Source organism: Actinomadura luzonensis (assembly GCF_022664455.2).
Classification (GTDB): Bacteria; Actinomycetota; Actinomycetes; order Streptosporangiales; family Streptosporangiaceae; genus Nonomuraea; species Nonomuraea luzonensis.
The window spans coordinates 1-17,754 of sequence record NZ_JAKRKC020000004.1 but is presented as its reverse complement, the minus strand read 5'-3'; the positions used below and the strand labels follow the sequence as shown (position 1 = coordinate 17,754).

Sequence of the window (17,754 nt, the reverse complement as noted above, 5' to 3'; positions counted from 1 at the left end):
GGTGGTGAGTGGCGGTGAGGGTCCTCGTCGTCGAGGACTTCGAGGTCCTGGCCCGCTCCATCGGGACCGGGCTGCGCCGCGAGGGCATGGCCGTCGACGTCGTCCTGGACGGGACCGCCGCCCTCGAGCGCCTGGCCGTCACCCGCTACGACGTGGTGATCCTCGATCGTGACCTGCCCGGCGTCCACGGGGACGAGATCTGCCGGCGGCTGGCCCACGGTCGGTGCGACACCCGCGTGCTGATGCTCACCGCCTCCGGCACGATCGAGGACCGTGTCGACGGGCTCGGTCTCGGCGCCGACGACTACCTGCCCAAGCCGTTCGCGTTCGCCGAACTGGTCGCCCGCGTCCGCGCCCTGGCCCGCCGCGCTACCCCGCCGCTACCGCCCACCCTGGCCTGCGGGGACATCACCCTCGACCCCGCCCGCCGCAACGCGTTCCGGGCGGGCCGGCGGCTCGAGCTGAGCCCCAAGGAGTTCGCCCTGCTCGAATGCCTGCTGTCCGCGCCCGGCTTGGTCATCTCCGCAGAGGAGCTGCTCGAACGCGTCTGGGACGAGGCCGCCGACCCGTTCAGCAGCGCCGTCAAGCACACCATGCACCGGTTGCGGGCCAAACTCGGCGACCCGCCGGTGATCGAGACCATCCGCGAAGGCGGCTACCGCATCGGACCGTCGTGATCTCCCGGAAGGCGGCCGGCAGGTCCCTGCAGAAGCGGCTCGCGCTCGCCTACGCGGCGGGCATCTACGCCGCCGGCGTCCTCGTGCTCGTCATGGTCGTCGTCCCGCTCGCCAGCATCGACGCGGCCGTCCCCAAGGGCCGGCCCTCGCGGAGCACGCTCACCGAAACCGGGCCCGGCATCGGCCTGCCCCAGGTCCTCACGGGATCCGCCGTCGCCCTGGTCATTCTGATTCCCGTCGCCCTGGCTCTCGGCTGGTATGTCGCCGGCCGGTTCCTGCACCCGCTGCGCGCCATGACCGCCACCGCGAACGTCATCTCCGCCGGAGACCTCCACCGGCGTCTCGACCTTGGCGAGCCCACGGACGAGCTGACCGAGCTCGGCCACACCCTCGACGGCCTGTTCGCCCGCCTGCAGGCCGCCTTCGACGCCCAGCGTCACTTCGTCGCCAACGCCTCCCACGAGCTGCGCACCCCTCTGGCCGGGCTGCGTACCCTGCTCGAAGTCGCCCTCGCTGACCCCGACGCCGACACCGGCACCCTGCGCTCGGTCTGTCAGGAGGCCCTGGCTCTCGGCGCGCACCAGGAGCGGCTCGTCCAGGCCCTGCTGGACCTGGCCACCAGCGAGCGCGGTGTCACCCGCTGGGACACCCTCGACCTGGCCCACGTCGTCGAAGAAGTGCTCGCCTCCCGCCGCGACCGAGCCACGCGGAAAGGCATCGGCCTGGCCGAACATCTCTCGCCCGCGGTGACGGCTGGGGACGCGGGACTGATCGAAAGCCTTGTCACCAACCTCATCGACAACGCCATCCGCCACAACCACGAAGGCGGGCACCTGGAGGTCACCACGCGGACCTCCGGCACGCAGGCGGTCCTCACGGTCGCCAACACCGGGCCGGTCATCCCCGGCGACCAGGTCGAGCGCCTCTTCCAGCCCTTCCAGAAGCTGGCGTCCGATCGTCACGGCCGCGGCGAAGGCTACGGTCTCGGCCTGGCCATCGTCCATGCCGTCACGCGGGCTCACCACGCCACTCTGACCGCCGGCGCACGCCCCGGAGGGGGCCTGTCCATCACCGTGCGGTTCGCACACGGATCCCTTCCGAACCGTCCCTGACATCTGGGGACGACTGCGCGGGGCGGCACCTGCCACCCGCATCTGAACACTGGAGGCGGTAACGCGGCACGTGCCGGCCCGCTGCCGCCATTGACCGATCGGCCGCCGCTTGAAGCCAGGCACCGCCGGCCGTCGTGCGGGCGGGGCGGCGTGGACCGGCCGCCGAAGCGATCTGCCACTGCTCAACGATGCCAGATCCCCGGTCGCAGCCCGGTCGCAGCGGCCGCGACCCGGCCGGAACCGGGTGCCGCATACAACCGTCGGCATGAGTTCCTGCACACCTCACCGAACCGGCCGGCGAGCCGGCTTCTCCGCGTCACTGCGCACGGAGTGGGCCGCCTTCCTCTCCGTGCGGGGCCGGGTGTTCGCCATGGCGGCTTCCGTGCTGGTCACCGTGTCGCTCGGCCTGCTGATCGCCGGAGGTGCCCGCAGCACCTGCGTGACCGGGAAGGGAGAGGGCCCCTGCCCCGCGCCCCTGGTGGGACCCGACGGCACGGCGGTCAGCGACAAGTACTACTTCGTGCACCAGCCACTCAAGGGGAACGGCAGCATCACCGCCCGGGTGTCGGACATGACCGGGCAGATCCGGCTGCCGGACGCCGTACCCGGGGTGCGCAACGTCAAGGAGGGGGCGGTGCCATGGGCGAAGGCCGGGCTGCTCGTCAGGCAGAGCCTCAAGCAGGGCACACCGTATGCCGCTGTCATGCTCACCGGGGCGCACGGCGTGCGGATGCAGTACAACTACATCCACGACGTGGCCGGCGGTCCTCACAATGGCCCGCAGTGGCTGCGGCTGACCAGGTCGGGAGACACCATCACCGGCTACGAGTCAGACGACGGCAGGACCTGGACCGAGGTCGGCACGGTCAAGCTGACCGGACTGCCGGAGACGGTCGAGATCGGGCTGTTCGCCACCTCACCAGGCGCCCTGTGGGACATGGCGCAAGCCTTCGCCCAGGCCACCGCCACCTTTGACCACATCGACCTGAAGGGTGCGAACGGTAGGTGGCGGCACGACGATGTCGGCGTCGTGCTGGAGTCCGACGGCAAGACCCCGCATCACCCGGGCGGGGTCGTCGAGTCCGGCGACAAGCTCATCGTCACCGGGGGCGGTGACATCGGGCCCGCCACGGTGGACGGCGGTCTACGCGCCGACCTCATGCTGATCGGCGGGGCCCTGGGGCTGATCCCGGTGCTCGTGGTGGCGGTCACGTTCGTCACGGCGCCAGGCAGGCGCGCGCTGATCGGGACCGGCCCGCCGGCACGTCCGGGGCGGTGGCTGGCGGCCAAGGCCACGGTGATGGGCGCCGTGGCGTTCGTGACGGGGCTGGTGACCTCGGGGGTCGTGGTTCCTGCCGGGCTGGCTCTGCTGCGTGCCAACGACAACCCGATCCAGCCGCTGACCCTGGGCACCGGGCTGCGGGTGATCTTCGGCTATGCGGCGCTGACCGCGGCCGCCGTCGTGCTGGCGGTGGGCATCGCCGCGCTGGTCAAGCGGGCCGTCGTCGCCAGCGGGCTGGCCATCGCGCTGGTCATCGTGCCGTACTTCCTGGCGACCGCGGGGCTCGCGCCGTGGCTGCTGATGATCACTCCTGCCGCCGGGTTCGCGATCACACAGAGCGTGCCCACGTTCGCGCATGTGGACGTACAGCAGTCACTGCTCGGAGGCTACTACCCGCTCCCGCCCTGGGCAGGGTTGGCCGTGGCTTGCGGGTATGCCGCCATTACCCTCGCGGCGGCGAGTGTGAGGAGGACGGCATGATCATTTGGGTCATGATCGCCGATGCCCAGCCGAATCCGGCAACTCGACGACGCGCGAGCGCCGCGCCGCGGACACGGGCTGGTGGACCTGCAGGTCACCACCCGGCCGATCCACCGCTCCTCGAGTCTGCCGCCCGCGTCCGCTACCGAGGCGCAACAGCGGCTCACCGCTCGTGAGCTCCAGGTGCTTCGGCAACTGGCCCAAGGGCTCAGCAACGCAGAAATCGCCACCGCGTTGACGATCGAGGAAGGCACGGCCGAGGCCCACGTCTCGGCCTGGTGCTCGGGTAGCCGCGATGGGCCCCGAACTGGACCGTTGACGCAGGTCACTCCTGGTGACGAGTTGCCGTGCACGAGTGGATTTTCGTCGGCGCACGCCGGGATAAGCCGGGCGTCCGGCGAGGGATAACCGGCGGGAAGCACGTTTTCCGAGGTTGGCCAGCTCGGTGAGTGTCTTTATGTCAAGCCGTCCTGGAGCTCCCGGTTACGCCACGTTGCAGGGACCCGTGTCTTCATTCATACCGGCACCCCGACAGGCGCAGAGCCTCCCGGCGCCCGCCGGGAGGCTCCAGAGGGCGCCTAGATCGCTGATGTGGAATTCGGGTTAGTGATCGTAGGCGATTAGGGATCGTTTCACGGGTGCACCGATGTTCCAGTTGTGCCAGATGACGGCGATGAGGGCGAGGATGCGCCGGCTGATGCGTGCCCACAGGCCGTCGGTGTGGCGGGCATTGTGGCGTTCGAGGCCGAGCTGGTTCTTCAGCGTCCAGATGATCGCTTCGATGCGCTGGCGTAACCAGCCGGGGAAAGCCGGGGCGGGTCCGGGCTCGTCTTCGCGGGCCGGCCGGATCAGCCGGTGGCCCAGATCGGCGGCGGCTTTCTCGATGCCGGCACCGGCGAATCCCTTGTCGCACACGATCGGGCACGGCCCGGGTGCGATCTGCTGAACGTGGTGACGCGGGCGGGGCCGGTCAGGCGGCCGACCTCGCCGTCGCCGTCGCTCGCCGACAGGCGCAGGCTCGCGCTCTCCACCGCGACCCAGTCTCTGCTGCGGCAGCGACACATCCTCGCGTTCGCCAAGGTCGCCGCCGCCCACCCCGGTGACACCCTGACGGTGTCGGAGCTGTTTCGGCTCTACCGCGATCTGGTCGACATCCACGCATGTCGTCACCTCCGAATCGCGTGATTCGTCCGGCGGCTAGGATCCAGGCAGCGAATCACCCGAAACAGCGACAAAATGTGCAAGGCAGAATCAACCGCGAGGGCAACGTGAGGGAGGACTGTGGAGCTTCGTGACGTCGAGATCTTCCTGACCCTGGCCGAAGAGCTCCACTTCGCCCGCACCGCTGAGCGGCTGGGCGTCACCCCGGCCCGGATCACCAAGGCGATCCAGATGCAGGAGCGCCAGATCGGCGCCCCGCTCTTCGAGCGGACCTCGCGGAGGGTACAGCTGACGCCACTCGGCCGCCAGCTCCGCGACGACCTCTGGCCCATGTACACCGGCTTCCACGAGGGCATGCGGCGGGCCAGGCTGACCGCCCAGGGCATCACCGGCGTGCTGCGAATCGGCATGATCCCGCACAACGGCCACGACCTACGCCGCTACTGGGACACCTTCCGCGGCCGCCACCCCCAGTGGAAGCTGCAGATCCGGCTCGCCCCGTTCGTCGACCCGTTCGCCGGGTTGCGCAGCGGCGACATCGACGTCCTGGTCGCGTGGCTGCCCGTCGAGGAACCCGACCTGATCGCGGGGCCGGTCCTGTTCACCGACCTGCGCCTGCTGGGGGTGGCCGCCGATCACGACTTGGCCAGGTACGCCACCGGCTCGGTGGAGATGCTCGGCGACTTTCTGCATCACGACGCTCCGGCCAGGCCCGACTACTGGGCGAACGGCTTCGTCCCCTCCCACACTCCTGTGGGCAACCGGATCGAGCGCGGCCCGATGGCGAGAAGTACCGAGGAGATCCTCTCTCTGGTCACCACCGGCGAGACGATCAGCCTCTTCGTCAACCACATGACCCGCTACTACACCAGGCCGGACATCGCCTACCTGCCCGTCCGGGACATCGAACCCCTGCGGTTCGCGCTGATGTGGTCGGCCGAGGCCGAGAACGACCTGATCCGCGCCCTCGCCCAGACCGTCCGCGACCTCGGCCCCCTCGACCTGACCAATCTCTGAAGGATCAGCAACGCCGGCTCGTCCTCGTCGGCGGCCGGCGAGCCTCGTCAGGAGGAGACCGGGCCGACAAGCGGCTGACCACTCGGCCATAGGCTGTCAGCAGCGCTGAACGTGCCTTGAGGCATTGGGCGTTGTCGGGCCGGAGTGTCAACTGCCAACCTGTCGGGGGCGGCGATGGGACATTCCCGCCCGCCCGTTCAACGCGATGTGCTCCAGCGAGGGCCGGCCCAGTCGCCATGTCTCCCTTACTGTTTCGGAGGAATCCCGCCATGCCCCGACGTAAAGACGTCAGCTTCGCGGCCCTGTCCTTCGACTTCACCGGTTACGGCGAGTCGGCCGGTAAGCCACGCGACTTCGAGTCGCCGGCGCGATGTACGTGAGCGCCTTCGCCACCGAGGACCCAAGGGTGCCGTCGCTCGCCCTGGTGGCGCCGTGGCTGCACGACCGCCGGATCTGCGAGGAGAACCACGGCGGTCCGGAGGGCATCGAGGCGAAGAGGACGGGACCCGCGGGCTGTCGGCGCTGATGGTGCCGTTCGGCCTCGGCGGGGTGCTGACGGTGCCGGCGTTGATCGCGTTGCTGTTCGACGCCGTACCAGCGGATCGGCCGGAACGGCGGGCGCCGTGCTCACACCGTCCGCCAGGTCGGCGGGACGATCGCGGTGGCGGTCTTCGGGGTGCTGCTGGCCGGAGCGGACACCTTGCTGGGCGGGCCAGGGCGCCAGGGCATAGGGGGGCCACGAACGCCCGGGTCCGGGAGGAGTCGCCGGCGCCGCGCCACATCAACGCGTACCCGACAGGCGGCGCGTCATCGAACGGGACGTGGACGATGTCGGGCCGGCCGTGGTAGCCCTCCGCCCTGACGGTGGCCACCGTGCCCCCCTGGCCCGCCCCGACCAGCGAGAGGACCTCCTGCCATCCGACGGCTGCCGGTCCGTGCCTGATCGGACGGCCTTGGGGGGTGTAGCGGGGGGAAGAAGGCGTCACGCCAGGCGCGGGACACCCCGACAGCCGTGATCAGCGGCAGGAGCGCGAGGTCCTCCGGTGACACGACGCTCCAGCGCCTTGATCGTCTGACTGACCCGGCCAGGCGAAACCCGCAGACGTTCGGCGGTGCGCGTGAAGTGGAGCTCCTCAGCCAGGCCAGGAACGTCTCGAGCTTGTACCGCTCCACTGGACCCCACCTCCTGCGCCCGGCGTTCGTCATCCGAGCGCCGTCCGCCCCCGGGACCCCGCCGAGCCGAGGCGGCGTCACGCAGTGCCGTCTCGACCCGGCGGTTGCTGGTCATCGTGGCCGTGACGGCGGTCATGCCCAGGAGGAGGCCACCCGCGGCGTAGAGCGGGGTGCGCACGTCGTAGGTGGTGGCCAGCCAGCCACCGAGCACGGCGCCGAACGGGGCCGCGCACATGGCGAGCATGCGGGAGGTGGAGGTGACCCGGCCCATCAGGTGGGCCGGGACGACCGCCTGCCGCAGCGACGGCGCGAGCACCATCGTGGCGCCCATGCCCGCCCCGCAGACGGCGAGGGCGAGCCCGGCCACGTAGGGGTCCGGGGCGGCGGCGAGCCCCAAGACGGCCAGCCCTTCCACCACGGCCGTGCAGGACAGCGCGGTGCCGATGCCGAGTCGCCGGCCGAGGAAGGCGGCGAGGCCCGCGCCGAGCAGGCCCCCGGTGGCCTCCGCGGTGAGGAGCAGGCCGAAGCCGAGGGCGCCGATCCCGAGACGTTCGTGCGCGAAGAGCGCCAGGACGGTCTCCACGGCGACGAAGGCGATGTTGCCGACCGCCGGGCGGAGCGCGAGCCCGAGCAGCAGCCGATCCTGGAAGACGTACGAGGCTCCGGCCCGGGCCTGGCGCAGCAGGGACTCACGGGCGCCCGCGGCAGGCCGCGGCACGGCGGGCAACGACCGTACGAGCAGGGCGGAGAGCGCGAACGACAGCGCATCGGTGAGCAGCGGGGCCGCCCGGCCGAGCGCCAGCAGCGCGCTGCCCGCGGGCGGTCCCGCGAAGCCGGACGCGGCGGTCTGGGCGCCGCGCAGGCGGGAGTTGGCGCGTTGCAGGAGTGCGGCGTCGCGGCCGAGCAGATCGGGCAGGTAGGCCGTGGCGGCCGTGTCGAAGAAGAGGCCACCGAGGGCGAGCAGGAAGGCGACCGCCGCGAGCAGCCCGGCGCTCAGCAGGTCCAGTGCGGCCGCCGCCGCGGCGAGCGCGAGCAGCGCCGCGCGCGCGGTGTCCGCGACCCACATGGTGCGGTGGCGGTCCCAGCGGTCCACCAGCGCGCCGCCGAGCATGCCGAACAGCAGCCAGGGCAGCGTCCCAGCGGCCGTGACGGCGGCCAGCGCCATCGGATCGCGCGTCACGGTCAAGGCCAGCAGCGGCAGCGCGGCATGCGTCACCCCGTCACCGAACGAGGACACCGTCTGCGCGGTCCACAGCCGCCAGAACCCGGCCGGCGGCTTCGCCACATCATCGGTCGACTTCACGAGCACTGTGCATTCCCCTCGATCCGCTGGAACGGCGCGATGGCGGCGCGGAGAAGGCCGCGCGTCCGGCGGCGCGCGGCCCGTGTTCCCTGTCGTTCATGGCAGCAGGTGGGCGGCCTTGACCGAGTGGAAGTGGATCACCACGTCGAAGGACGCGCCGAGGGAGGCCTGGAATGCCTGCTCGGGTGTCCAGAAGCCGCCGCCGATGACCCGGGTGGACCGCTCCTGGGCCAGCCACTGCTTGGCCGCCGCCGGCGTCGTACGGGTGTCGAGGATGAAGTCGCGGTAGCGGACCTGGTCCAGGACGTACTCGTTGTAGCCGGAAGGTGCGGCTTCGACCGAGCCCTTACAGGTCATGGGCCGTTCGGCGGGCTTCGGGCAGTCGCCTTCGGTGAGGGTGTAGTTGTAGCCGCCGCGCTCGAAGGTGGTGCCGACGGTGACGAAGCGGTCGCCGAGCTGCTTGCGCAGCATGCCACCCATCGGGGCGGGAACGTAGGTGGTGTCGATCGGGGTGTAGCTGAGGTGCGCGTTCAATCCCGATATCTGGATCTTGTCGCCGGTGGTCTTGTTCCACCAGGCGACGTTGCCGGCCAGCACGCTGTCGCGGTAGACGGCCGCCTGGCGGCGCCCCTCGGCGGTGGCCTGGTCGAAGGCGAAGTCGGTGAAGGTCTGCGAGAGCGCGCGGGCGTGCTGCACCACCCACCTGTCCGCGCCGTGCTTCTGCAGCAGCTTGAGCGCCTGAGTGGCGCGCTCGGCGTTGTCCTGCCGGGTCTTCAGCGGTACGGCCAGCGCCATGCCCATGTACTCGCCCGCGTTCTTGGTGGTGGGGCGCAGCCCGTCGTACAGCTTGGTGAACTCGCCCAGCAGGCCCGGGTGATGCTGCTTGACGTAGCCGAGGACCTTGTCGAACAGGAGGTCGCCGGGGTAGAGCAGGTCGGCGCCCATGAACTGGACCTTGTGGGCGTGGGTGGTGTTGTAGGCGCGCATCCACTGCACCAGGTTCAGGAACTCCTGGTTGTCGAACAGGTCGTAGGGGCCCTTGACCTCGTCGCGGAAGATGGCGCGGGGGTCTCCCTCGCCGTGCAGGACGTAGTCGTTGAGCCGCACGCCGGTGCTCCAGCTCAGCTCGCGGGCGAAGGTGGTGAAGCCCTTCTCGGTCACCAGGTAGCGGAACAGCCGCTGGTTGAGGGTGTAGAACTCGACGGTGCTGTGGGTGGCCTCACCCACCCCGACCACCTGGGCGTCGCCCACCATGGCGCCGAAGGCGTCCAGGTCACGCGTGAGCGGCTTGGCCACGGTGTCGAGCGCGGCGACCACCTTCGCGTCGTCGGTGCCGGCCAGCGCCGGGGAGGGGATTGTGGCCAGGGCCAGGCCGAGCGCGAGGATCGCGGTCTTCTTCATAGGAGTGCTTCCAGAATGGTTGAGTGAATCGCCCCGGGTTCGGTGGAGACTTGATCTCTTGAGAGGATCAAGTCCATGCCTGGTAAGTCTCCCTATCCCGCCGAGCTGCGCCGCCGGGCGGTGCGGATGGTCGCCGAGGTGCGGCCGGATTACCCGACCGAGTGGGCCACGATCAACGCGGTGGCGACCAAGCTCGGCATCGGCACCGCGGAGACACTGCGTACCTGGGTCCGCCAGGCGCAGATCGATGAGGGCAGCCGGCCCGGCCGCACGACGGACGAGTCGGCCGAGCTGAAGCGGTTGCGCCGGGAGAACGCCGAACTGCGGCGGGCGAACGAGATCCTGAAGGCCGCATCGGCTTTCTTCGCGGCCGAGCTCGACCGGCCGCACACGCACTCGTGACCTTCATCGACCAGCACGCCGGCGTGTTCGGTGTCGAGCCGATCTGCCGTGTCCTGACCGAGCACGGCTGCCCCATCTCCACCAGCACCTACTACGCCGCCAAGAGGCGCCCGCCCTCGACGCGGGCGGTGCGCGACGCCGAACTGGACGCCCACATCCAGCGCATCCACACCGCCAACTACGGCGTCTACGGCGCCCGCAAAGTCTGGCAGCAACTGCTGCGCGAGGGGCATCGGGTGGCCCGCTGCACCGTCGAGCGCCGGATGCGCGCACTCGGCCTGCACGGCGCCCGGCGGGGCAAGAAGATCCGCACCACCACGCCCGATCCCGGGCACGAGCGGGCGGCCGACCGGCTGCAGCGCGACTTCACCGCCCAGCAGCCGAACGCCACCTGGGTGGCCGACTTCACCCACGTGACGGCCTGGTGCGGGGTGGTCTACGTCGCGTTCGTCGTCGACATCTACTCCCGGGCGATCGTCGGCTGGGCCGCCTCGCTGACCAAGCACACCACGCTCGTGCTGGACGCCCTGGACATGGCCCTGTGGCGGCGTGAGCGCACCGGCCACCCGGCCGGGCCGGGACTGGTTCATCACTCGGACGCGGGCAGTCAATACACCTCTTTCCGGTTCACCACCCATCTGCTGGCGGCCGGCATCGACGCCTCCATCGGCACGGTCGGCGACGCGCTCGACAACGCCCTGATGGAATCGCATATCGGCCTCTACAAGACCGAGCTGATCAAGCCCCGGGGCCCGTGGCGCAGCCTGGCTGAGGTGGAACTGGCCACCGCTGAATGGGTGGCCTGGTTCAACACGACCCGCCTGCACTCAGCCATCGGACACCTCCCGCCCGAGGAGTTCGAGGCGATCTACTACGCTCAGCACCACCCCAACGAAGCCCTAGCAATCAACCGCTGAGGTCTCCATCAAAGCCGGGGCGGTTCAGAGTGATGGTGCTGACAGGGCAAGGGCCTGCTGGGCTGCGCTGACAGCCCAGCGACAAGCTGCTGGCCGCTCAGATCTTGGGCCCGAGGAAGCAGCCGCCCGAGGCGTCGATGACCTGCCCGGTCACCCACCGGCCGGCGTCGGAGGCCAGGAAGGCGACCACGTCGGCGACGTCCTCCGGCTGCCCGACCCTGGGGATGGCGTTGCCGGTCCCGACCATCTGCTGGACCTCGGGCTTGCCGAGCATCCATGGGTTCATGTCGGTCACGGTCGGTCCGGGTGCCACCGCGTTGACCGTGATGCCGCGGGCGCCGACGGTCTGGGCCAGGGAGCGGCTGAGCACCTCGATCGGGGCCTTGCTCATCGCGTACGGGGCCTCCGGCATCGCGATTCTGGTCGCCGCGGTGGTCACGTTGATGATCCGGCCGCCGTCATTGAGCAAGGACAGCGCCCGCTGGGTGATGAACAGCGGCGCCTTGGTGTTGATCGCCACGAGCCGGTCGAACGCCTCCGGGGTGATCACGTCGATCGGCCCCCCGCCGTTGATGGCGGCGTTGTTGACCAGGACGTCCAGCCGTACCTGGCCGGTCCACGCCGAGAGGCCCGCCTCCAGCCCGGCGAACAGGGCGTCCACGTCCCCGGACACGCCCAGCTCGGCCCGGACCGGGAACGCGCGGCCGCCGTCCTTCTCGATCAGCTCCACGGTCTCCAGGGCCGCGGCCTCGTTGCTGCCGTAGTGCACCGCCACCAGCACGCCGTCGGCGGCCAGCCGCCGCGCGACGGCCCGGCCGATCCCCCGCGAGGCCCCGGTCACCAGCGCCGTCTTACCCGCCACATAAGTCATGTCGTCACTCCAGAATCATCCGATTCGTGCAACGACTAGAATCAAGCCCCGGGAACACCCAGAACAACGACGAAGTTCGCAATGCAGCATTGACCTAGAAGTCAACGTGAGGCCTCCGATGAGCTGCTTGACCGACAGGCCGAGCAGGTGAGGAGGGGGCATGGAACTCCGCGACATCGAGATCTTCCTGACGCTCGCGGAAGAGCTGCACTTCGGCCGCACCGCCGAACGTCTGCGCGTCACCCCGTCCCGGATCACCAAGGCGATCCAGCGGCAGGAACGTCTGATCGGCACCTTGCTGTTCGAACGAACCAACCGCACGGTCCGGCTGACCCCGTACGGACAGCAGTTGCACCGGGAGCTCAGCGCCGGATACCGCCAGATCATCAACGGGATCGAGTCCGTGTCCGCCGCCGTCCGCGGTGTTTCGGGAACCCTCACGATCGGCTCCATGGGCGGCGCAGGAACCTGGATGATCAAGAACGTCGTAGAGCTGGTCCAGACCCGGCATCCGGCGGTGCGGATCCTCCACCGTGACATCGACGCGGTCGACCCGCTGGCCCTGCTGCGCTCGGGAGACATCGACATCGGGCATCTCTGGCTACCGCTGCGCGAGCCAAACCTCACGCTCGGCCCGGTCACCCACACCTCCCGGCAGGTGCTCATGATTGCCGCCACCCACCCGTTCGCGGCGGGTGACGCGGTGTGCCGGGAAGACTTCGGCGACCTCACGTTCGTCTCCCACACCTCACCCGTTCCTCCGTACCTGGAGGAGGTCTTCCAGCCTTTCCACACCCCTGCCGGACGCTCGATCCCGCGCGGCCCCGCGGTCTCCAGTTGGGAGGACATCCTCAAAGTCGTCAGCGCGGGTCAGGGCGTGATCGCCACGGTGGAGGAGGTCGCCCGCTTCTACCCGTGGCCCGACCTCGCCTATGTCCCCGTCCGAGACGCCCCCGGAGTCAAGTGGGCGTTCGCCTGGCGCACCGCGGCGGAGAACGACCTCATCCGCCACTTCGCTCAGATCGCCCGTGAACTCGCAGGCGGGGTGGCATCCTGATGCGGGAAGAGCTCCGGCGAACGGCCACGAGCATCGCGTAGGCGACCTCGCGCCGAACCGGTCCTGAACACCGGGCCGCTTCCGCCCCGAAGCCGCCGAACCCTTCGGACAGGGGTCGAGGAGGACGTCATGTGACGGTTGAGTTCCTGTCCGCTGATCAAGCCGTGGCCTGCGGGCGCTTCGCCGGTGAGCCGAACCAAGCGGAGCTGGAGCGGTTCTTCCTGCTGGATGAGGCCGACCGCGAGCTGATCGGGAAGCGGCGAGGTGATCACACGCGGCTGGGATTCGCTCTGCAGCCGTGCACCGTGCGGTTTTTGGGACCTTCCTGACCTCCGATCCCTTGGAGGTGCCCTGGCTGGTCATCGACTACCTGGCCGGCATGAACGTTGCCGCTCTTGACCAGCGCGGCCAGGGGCGCCGGTTCTGCCGCGTTGAGGAGCTGCCCCTGGATCTCGAACCGCTGCATGTCGGTGAACTTGGCACGAGGCCACCGGTACCAGGCGAAGAACTCGAACCCCGATCGGCAGGATAAGCACAGGCGACCCAGTCACGCATCGGACTCAGGTCGTACAACCCTGGTCTGCCTGAGCCGCCCGGAAGAGCAAACGACGGTCCGATGCGCCACGCCGGCCGGGTGCGGCACCTTCGACCCTGTGATCCACGCCAAGTTCTCCCGGCTTCGCCGCGCCCTGCTGACCTTGTCCGTCGCCGCCTCGGTGGGGGTGCCGATGATCGACGCGGCGCGGCCCGCGACGGTGCCCGCCCCCGTTCCCGTGAGCACCGGCCTGCCCCTCATCGAGGCGACGCCGACGCTGCTGGCCGAGAGGTACGCCACGAGCCGGGGTGACATCCAGGCCGCCGAGCGCACGGCAGCCCAGCACGGAGACCGCCGGCGAGCCGTGGCGTTGCACGTCATGGCCGGCGCGGAGCGGCAGTTCCTCAGCTTCGACGGCCGGGACGGCGGCCGGACCGTGGAGGTCCTCGGCGACCTCGCCGCCGCGGAGCACATCGCCGTGCTGGTGCCCGGCGCCGACACCCATCTGGACAAGTACGGGCTCCTGCACGGCGGCGCGCTCAGGCTGCGGCAGGCGCTGGGTAACCGGTACGCCGTCGTCGCCTGGCTCGGCTACCGCACGCCCGCGACGGTGAGTTTCGACGCGCTGACCGCCGGCCAGGCCGAAGAAGGCGCTGTCGCGTTGCGCGCCTTCGTGCGGCAGTTGTCCGCGGCCAATGGCGGCGGCGCGAGGGTGTCGCTGGTGTGCCACTCGTACGGCACGGTGGTGTGCGGACGGGCCGCCCCCGGCCTGGACGTCGCCCGGATCGTCCTGACCGGCAGCCCGGGCATCGGCGCGGACGACGTCGGCGCGTTAAGGACGCGGGCGACGATCTGGGCGGCGCGGGGCAGCCGCGACTGGATCGATGCGGTGCCGAACACGCAACTGCACCTGCCCTTCGTCACGCTCGGCTTCGGCCCCGACCCCGTCTCCCCCGCTTTCGGCGCGCGTGTGTTCGCCGCGGGCCAGGCCGCGCACAGCGACTATCTGACGGCCGGCTCCCTGTCACTCCACAACATCGCCCGAATCATCGCAGGCCAGGACCCCGTCCAGACGGAACGGCGGCCGATGCGAGCGCCGTCGCGGGCAGCGGTGCCGGGTCGTGGAACAGTCGGCAGCTCCGCGCAGCAGGGGGCGGGCGGGGTGAGTGGGCATGCTTGACGTCGCTCTGACACCGCAGCTCGTGATACGGCGCGTCATCCGCGACCTGGGCCGGCGGCCGGGATGGCGACAGGCGGCCGCTCTGCTTCGGGCCGGAGGGAGGCAAGCAGCCACTCTGCTTCGGGCGGTGTTGGGACAGGCGACCGCTCCGGCCTGGCGGGGATGGGCGGTCGCTCCCGCCCTGCCGGTACCGGCGGTTGCTCTGGTCCTGCCGGTACGGGTGGGAACACGCGCTGTGGCCCGCGCCGAGAGGACCCGGCCGAGTAACGAGGCTCGGACGCCACGGACCGGTTCAGGCGGTCGAGTTCGGGCGTGGCCGCCGGGTCCGGGCGATCACTTTCAGCGACAGCATGAGCGATTGCGGGAGATGGCCCGGCGGGTCGAGACGACGACGCCTCCGGGCCGTGACCGTGCCGTCGACGCACTGCGCGCCCTGGCCATCGGCGGCGTCGTGCTCGGACACTGGCTGGTGACCGCGCTCGTCGTCGACAGCGGCAACGTCCGCGTCGCCAGCCCCTTACGCGACATGCCCTACCTTGCCCCCGTGTCCTGGGTCCTGCAGACCATGGCGCTGTTCTTCCTGGTGGGCGGGCAGATGACCGCCCAGGGCCTCGCCTCTGCCCGTGCCCGCGGCGTCGGCTACGGCCGGTGGCTCAGGGCGCGGCTGGCCCGGCTCCTGCGGCCGGTCGTGGCCGTAGTGCTGCTGTGGGGTGTGGTGGCGGTCCTGATGCTCGCCCTCGGCGCCGACCTCACCACCGTCAACGCGCTGGTCAAGCTGGTGTGGTCGCCGCTGTGGTTCCTGCTGGTGTACGTGGCGCTGACGGCGGTGACGCCGCTGGTCGCCGGGCTGCACCCCGTCTGGCCGCTGGCCGTGGTAGCCGTCGCCGACTGGGCGCGCTTCGGGTGGGGAGGGCCCGAATGGGTGGGGTGGGTCAATCTCGCGGCCGGCTGGCTGGTGCCGTACTGCTTGGGAGCGGCCTGGGCCCGTGATCGGCTGTGCGGTCGCAGGACGGCGTGGGCCTTGCTGGCCGGTGGCGCGGCCGCCGCCGCGGCACTGGTTCTGTGGGCCGGCTATCCGGCTTCCATGGTGGGCGTGCCCGGCGCCCCGATCTCGAACCAGGCGCCGCCCACGCTCGCGGTCGTCGCGTTCGGCCTGGCCCAGTGCGGTGCCGCACGATTGGCGCTCGCCCCGCTGCGGCGCCTGCTGGCGCGGCCCGCGATCTGGGCGGGCGTGGTGCTGGCGAACCTGTCCGCGATGACGATCTTCCTGTGGCACCAGACTGCCATGATCGCGGTCACCGCACTGGGGCTGCTCGCCGGCCGTCCACTGCCCGGCCTCCACTCTGCGCCGAGCGCCGTGACCTGGGTGTTCGCGCGGGTGGGCTGGTTACCGGTCTTCGCACTGGCGCTCTTCGCGTGCTGGGGCGCCTTCCACGGCTACGAACGCGGTCATCGGCAGGAAACCAGAGCACGGTGACCACGACCGTCGAGAGAAGGCGGACGCGCCGAAGCGCGGGCTGGTAGGCGGACGGGGCTGCCAGGCACCGGGCGGACCGTAAGGACCGAGAGATCAACGACCACGTGCCGAGCTCTGCGAACGGTGCAACAAGGTGGCCATCAGGCGGGGATACCGTCCACGGCCGGTAGGGTGATCATGATGACGGACGCGCGGCTGACCATCCACCACGACGTCTCCGCGGCCATGGCCCGCTACGGCGACCATGAACTGGCCGAGCTGCTGGAACGCGAGGCCGTGCCCCTCGGCACCGGCATCGGCGGGACGTCCGCGCGGCTGGAGGTCGGCGGCACCTCGGTTTTCGTCAAACGCGTGCCCCTCACCGAGCCCGAACTGCGCCACCCGCGCTCGACGGCCGACCTGTTCGGGCTGCCGCCTTTCTGCCAGTACGGCATCGGCTCGCCCGGTTTCGGCGCCTGGCGCGAACTGGCGGCGCACACGATGACCACCGAGTGGGTGCTGACCGGCCGGTACCCCGGCTTCCCGCTGCTGTATCACTGGCGGGTGCTTCCTAACGCCCAGCCCGCCCCGCTCCACGGAGAGCTGGCCGACATCGATCGGGCGGTCACGTTCTGGGAGGGCGCGCCCGGCGTGCGCCGCCGCCTGGAAGCGCTGGCAGCGGCTCCGGCGAGCCTGACGCTCTTCCTGGAGCACTTCCCCTGCACCCTGCACCAGTGGCTTGACGAGCGGGTACGCGCCGGCGACGCCGACCGCGCCTGCGCCGTGGTGGACCAGGGGTTGCGTGAGGCCGTGTCCTTCATGAGCGCGGGCGGCCTGCTGCACTTCGACGCGCACTTCGACAACTTCCTCACCGACGGGCGCCGCCTCTACCTGACCGACTTCGGGCAGGCCGTTTCGACCCGGTTCGACCTGTCGGAGGAGGAACAGGTCTTCTGTCGCCGGCACCTGACCTTCGACCGCACCTACACGGTGGCGTACCTGGTGAACTGGCTGGCCGGCACCTTCCACGGCGCCGACTGGCAGGGGCGTCGCGAACTGGTGCGGGCCTGGGCGGCGGGAGAGCGGCCGAGCGGCGTCCCCAGTGGGGTCGCGGCCCTGCTGTCACGGCGCAGCCCCCTGGTCACCGTGCTGAACGACTTCTACCACGAGTTGCAGAGCGAGAGCCGGAAGACGCCGTACCCGCTGGAGAAGATCCGCGAGGTCGCCGAACGCCACGGCCTGCCGCTCGACTGAAGGTGGCCTACCACGTGAGCGAGGCGCACGTCGATCGAGCGAGAGCCGCTGCGGTCCCACCCAGACATCAGCCGTGACGACCTGATCCGGTACTTCATCCTGGCACCCGCCGACATCCCCTGCCTCCACCCGGGCCGCGGCACCGAGGCCGGCGCTGTGGTGGCGTGGAGCCGCCTCGCCTGACCGGTGCCGCGCCGCAGGAGAATGTGTGCTTCGGCCGAGGTGAGCGGTTCAAGGAACGGATCTACGCGGCGCGGCATCATCACGTTTGCCGTGGTGGTCAGCTCAGAGAGTCGCGGTCACGGGACGGCGTCCGCCAAGGTGGGCGGGAACGGAGGTGAGCCCCGCCACCACGAGCACGGTCGCCAGCACCAGGGCGATCAGCTGCCAGGGTGCGGGAAGCGTGACCTTGTCGCTGTCGCCGCCGGTGATCGTGTTGATGGCGGCGAACAGCAGGAACCCTCCCGGGAAGACAC

At 70.5% G+C, this 17,754-nt stretch carries 13 protein-coding genes and 3 pseudogenes; 11 read left to right on the top strand and 5 right to left on the bottom strand.

The features are described from left to right. The first annotated feature begins 14 nt into the window (after positions 1-14). From MF672_RS50580 to MF672_RS50565, 4 genes are all read left to right on the top strand, one after another. Positions 15-677, top strand: coding sequence for a response regulator transcription factor (locus MF672_RS50580; protein ID WP_242383175.1), 663 nt, complete (start codon positions 15-17; stop codon positions 675-677). After that, a complete protein-coding gene (locus MF672_RS50575) occupies positions 674-1,789 on the top strand; it encodes a sensor histidine kinase (protein ID WP_242383173.1) in 1,116 nt (371 codons plus the stop codon). The genes MF672_RS50580 and MF672_RS50575 overlap by 4 nt, the downstream gene beginning before the upstream one ends. Before the next feature lie 382 nt (positions 1,790-2,171). Beyond that, complete coding sequence (locus tag MF672_RS50570; protein WP_242383171.1) at positions 2,172-3,551, top strand: DUF1349 domain-containing protein; 1,380 nt, start codon at positions 2,172-2,174, stop codon at positions 3,549-3,551. Positions 3,552-3,572: 21 nt separating this feature from the next. Continuing rightward, positions 3,573-3,959: a response regulator transcription factor gene (locus tag MF672_RS50565; RefSeq protein ID WP_247815835.1), complete on the top strand. Its 387-nt coding sequence runs from the start codon at positions 3,573-3,575 to the stop codon at positions 3,957-3,959. 195 nt (positions 3,960-4,154) lie between these two features. On the opposite strand, the pseudogene MF672_RS52485 reads toward MF672_RS50565, so the two are convergent. Next, positions 4,155-4,316 (bottom strand): annotated as a pseudogene (locus MF672_RS52485) (IS982 family transposase); the annotation flags it as partial. Positions 4,317-4,832: 516 nt separating this feature from the next. Here MF672_RS52485 and MF672_RS50555 point away from each other — a divergent pair. Beyond that, positions 4,833-5,729 (top strand): LysR family transcriptional regulator, encoded by an 897-nt coding sequence (locus MF672_RS50555; protein WP_242383167.1) that lies wholly within the window; start codon positions 4,833-4,835, stop codon positions 5,727-5,729. A 982-nt stretch (positions 5,730-6,711) separates the two neighbouring features. Here MF672_RS50555 and MF672_RS50550 read toward each other — a convergent pair. Continuing rightward, positions 6,712-8,211 carry an MFS transporter gene (locus tag MF672_RS50550; RefSeq protein ID WP_242383166.1) on the bottom strand — a complete coding sequence of 500 codons (1,500 nt, stop codon included), beginning with the start codon at positions 8,209-8,211 and terminating at the stop codon, positions 6,712-6,714. A 90-nt stretch (positions 8,212-8,301) separates the two neighbouring features. Further along, positions 8,302-9,606, bottom strand: coding sequence for an erythromycin esterase family protein (locus MF672_RS50545; RefSeq protein WP_242383164.1), 1,305 nt, complete (start codon positions 9,604-9,606; stop codon positions 8,302-8,304). Between the two features lie 75 nt (positions 9,607-9,681). On the opposite strand from MF672_RS50545, the gene MF672_RS50540 reads away from it, so the two are divergent. Beyond that, positions 9,682-10,925, top strand: a protein-coding gene (locus MF672_RS50540) for an IS3 family transposase (protein WP_247815177.1) whose coding sequence is annotated in 2 segments (ribosomal slippage) — positions 9,682-9,964 and positions 9,964-10,925 — 1,245 coding nt in all. Because the reading frame shifts where the segments join, the coding sequence is not laid out codon by codon here. A 97-nt stretch (positions 10,926-11,022) separates the two neighbouring features. On the opposite strand, the gene MF672_RS50535 is transcribed toward MF672_RS50540, so the two are convergent. Continuing rightward, entirely contained in the window at positions 11,023-11,796 is a 774-nt protein-coding gene (locus tag MF672_RS50535; RefSeq protein WP_242382128.1) for an SDR family oxidoreductase, read from the bottom strand. A 160-nt stretch (positions 11,797-11,956) separates the two neighbouring features. Here MF672_RS50535 and MF672_RS50530 point away from each other — a divergent pair, with 160 nt between their 5' ends. The 5 genes and pseudogenes from MF672_RS50530 (at position 11,957) to MF672_RS50510 (ending at position 17,278) form a co-directional block, all read left to right on the top strand. Then, complete coding sequence (locus MF672_RS50530; protein WP_242382127.1) at positions 11,957-12,853, top strand: LysR family transcriptional regulator; 897 nt, start codon at positions 11,957-11,959, stop codon at positions 12,851-12,853. Positions 12,854-12,984: 131 nt separating this feature from the next. Continuing rightward, positions 12,985-13,229 (top strand): annotated as a pseudogene (locus MF672_RS50525) (DUF4158 domain-containing protein); the annotation flags it as partial. 352 nt (positions 13,230-13,581) lie between these two features. Then, positions 13,582-14,568, top strand: a complete 987-nt coding sequence (locus MF672_RS50520) for an alpha/beta fold hydrolase (RefSeq protein ID WP_407654837.1) — start codon at positions 13,582-13,584, stop codon at positions 14,566-14,568. 367 nt (positions 14,569-14,935) lie between these two features. Further along, the gene (locus tag MF672_RS50515) at positions 14,936-16,045 is read left to right on the top strand and encodes an acyltransferase family protein (protein WP_242382129.1); all 1,110 of its coding nucleotides are present in this window, start codon (positions 14,936-14,938) and stop codon (positions 16,043-16,045) included. Between the two features lie 177 nt (positions 16,046-16,222). Beyond that, entirely contained in the window at positions 16,223-17,278 is a 1,056-nt protein-coding gene (locus MF672_RS50510; RefSeq protein ID WP_247815833.1) for a protein kinase family protein, read from the top strand. 285 nt (positions 17,279-17,563) lie between these two features. On the opposite strand, the pseudogene MF672_RS50505 reads toward MF672_RS50510, so the two are convergent. Beyond that, positions 17,564-17,754, bottom strand: a pseudogene (locus tag MF672_RS50505) (FtsX-like permease family protein); the annotation flags it as partial.